This is a genomic window from Vibrio sp. V04_P4A5T148 (assembly GCF_963875605.1).
Taxonomy (GTDB): Bacteria; Pseudomonadota; Gammaproteobacteria; order Enterobacterales; family Vibrionaceae; genus Vibrio; species Vibrio anguillarum.
The window spans coordinates 1-2,225 of record NZ_CAWNMS010000012.1 but is presented as its reverse complement, the minus strand read 5'-3'; the positions used below and the strand labels follow the sequence as shown (position 1 = coordinate 2,225).

At 38.6% G+C, this 2,225-nt stretch carries 3 protein-coding genes; all 3 read right to left on the bottom strand.

The features are described 5' to 3' along the window. Positions 1-340: 340 nt before the first annotated feature. The 3 genes from AACT18_RS00535 to AACT18_RS00525 all read right to left on the bottom strand — a co-directional run bounded on the left by AACT18_RS00535 (position 341) and on the right by AACT18_RS00525 (position 2,002). Entirely contained in the window at positions 341-799 is a 459-nt protein-coding gene (locus AACT18_RS00535) for a hypothetical protein (protein WP_094144330.1), read from the bottom strand. Positions 800-934: 135 nt separating this feature from the next. Further along, positions 935-1,357: a hypothetical protein gene (locus AACT18_RS00530; protein WP_065767849.1), complete on the bottom strand. Its 423-nt coding sequence runs from the start codon at positions 1,355-1,357 to the stop codon at positions 935-937. A gap of 135 nt (positions 1,358-1,492) precedes the next feature. Continuing rightward, positions 1,493-2,002 (bottom strand): hypothetical protein, encoded by a 510-nt coding sequence (locus AACT18_RS00525; protein WP_094144331.1) that lies wholly within the window; start codon positions 2,000-2,002, stop codon positions 1,493-1,495. Positions 2,003-2,225: the final 223 nt, after the last annotated feature.

Below are 2,225 nucleotides of genomic sequence, written 5' to 3'. Positions count from 1 at the left end.
AAATTGAGCGGTTTGGAAGAAAAGTGACGAGCGTAGCATGCTCGGCGTACGTTTGGATGCTGAAGGTTATTTCACCGATGAATTCACAGCGATAAACAACCCAACGCGATCAAGAAACAACAAATGTGTGATGACGATTTATTGCTTAAGTTAAGCCACAAAACATGGAATTTACCGTTCAATTCCAACTCGTTTTAGCTGATAAAAACTCACTTTGCCTAACGCCGCGTTAAGGGGCGATAACGCAATACCAACTAAACTTAAATATTGTGCCATAAACACTTAAGCTGAACTTTGAGCTAGAACCGCTAAGCGTTAGGAGTCCCTCTTAAACGCTTTGTTAGGCTTTTTTTACCAAGTGCTCTTTACTCTTTAGCTTGCTGTAAAGTGAGTCAGAGTCTTTAAACCAAACAAGATCATAAAACTCATTGTTGGAAAATCGGAGTTTTACCTTTGGTGTACCAAGATATTTTGAGTACTCCACAGACACAATTTCTTCGTGGTTTCGCTTAAAGTTGTAACCTGAGTTTTGGTGACGAAATTCAACCCCTACGTTGTTTACTATAACAATGTCACTACGATGATTATGTAAAGCATTGCAATAGCGTTTATCTATAATCCTCAATACATACATAATAAGTGCACAAATCACTAAGCCTGTAGTAAAAGAGCCATTCACAACAAAAATTGTAGGTTTGAAATATAAAGCAACTAAGCAAGGAATAATAAACCCATAATTAAGCCACTTTAGCAATTTCAGCCGCTGTTCTAAAAACTCAATATCGCACTTATATTCCATTTACTATTACCTAAAGCCTAACGCCCTGTTAAGGGGTGAGCGACGCAATACAAAAGCCACCGCATACCATCTTAATCACTAAAACTAACGCATAGTAAAAATGCCACGCGTTGCGAATCCCTCTTGAACAGTTTGTTATGTTTGTTCTTGACTATTGCCACCTGTAAAACGGTAGACGCGCTTAGTAACCTTATGACTACCACCACCCAAGCTGATAGAAGCACCGTCTAAATTACCGGAAGCATTCAAACCACCACTTCCTGTACCTTCATAGTATTCTTCAATTTCAACTTCGTGTGCATTTTTAATACGTTCAGCTATTGCCAGCTCTTGAGCAACTGCTGCTTGCATTTTTGCCATGTTTAAAGCGATAGCTTGCTTTCTCGCTTCAGCGTCCAGCGCCTCAATCTCGCCTGAGCCGTGCAATCTTTCAGTTTCTCTTGCCGATTCAATAACGACACCAGTCAATGCACTAAGAACAGGCGAGCTAGCTTCTAAGACCTTCAAGGCTGCATCTAGTACTTTTTGAGATGCTTTCTGTTCAACCAAATCACTCATAATTTCCTCGTAAAACATAACGCCGCGTTAAGTAGTGAGCAACGCCTCCACCTAACCTAACCCATTACACCGTAAACACAAAAATCAACTTGAACTGAGAATGCCCAGCGTTGCGAATCTGCCTTAAACGCTTTGTTATAACTTAGATGACACCGCATCTCTAAGTAGCCAGATGACGCCAACTAAACTTTCCGTTTTATTTGTACTTTCAAGATTGTCAGGGCAAACCCAGTTTAAAAAATCATCAGCATGTTGCCCGCCAAACATTTCAATAATTTCTTTTTGCACTTCAATCGGAGAAAGATACACAGACTTGTCACTAACATGCGCAACACAGTGATTTCTTAGCTTGTTAATTGCTTTGTTCTTTTTGACTGATTCATTAAATTGCCCCCTTACTTTATTATGCTCAGGAATCAATTTATTGAATTCATTGCCATACTTGGTGTTTAGCTCTACATATTTACAGCAGTTAATCACTAACGAAAATGTACACAACCTCCAAATACACTGTCTTTTTGTAAGGTTCTGCGACTCTTTCATAAATGGCTTCGATTCATAGTCCTTTAGGACTGTAACAGCCATCGTTAGATCTCCAAGCAAGTCTGTCAATATTTGCTCTATTTCAACCCATTTTTCTGACATAGCTTCCTCTGAGTTATAACGCTATCTATACAACAAAATGCGACCTAATTTACCACGCTACCGCCACTTATCATGAACTTTGATAATTAGAAATCTATCATATAAATCTTTTTTATCAGATGGTTAGTTGAATAAAAACTGCGTCAGACTTCACATTAGACGACTTTATGCAACTTAGTTTGTTGACTAAACCAAAAACAACAATACTGTATATAAAAACAGG

Excerpts from the sequence above, each read along its gene's own strand:
- AACT18_RS00530 (WP_065767849.1), bottom strand. The coding sequence starts at position 1,357 with ATGAGTGATTTGGTTGAACAGAAAGCATCTCAAAAAGTACTAGATGCA.
- AACT18_RS00535 (WP_094144330.1), bottom strand. The coding sequence starts at position 799 with ATGGAATATAAGTGCGATATTGAGTTTTTAGAACAGCGGCTGAAATTG.
- AACT18_RS00525 (WP_094144331.1), bottom strand. The coding sequence starts at position 2,002 with ATGTCAGAAAAATGGGTTGAAATAGAGCAAATATTGACAGACTTGCTT.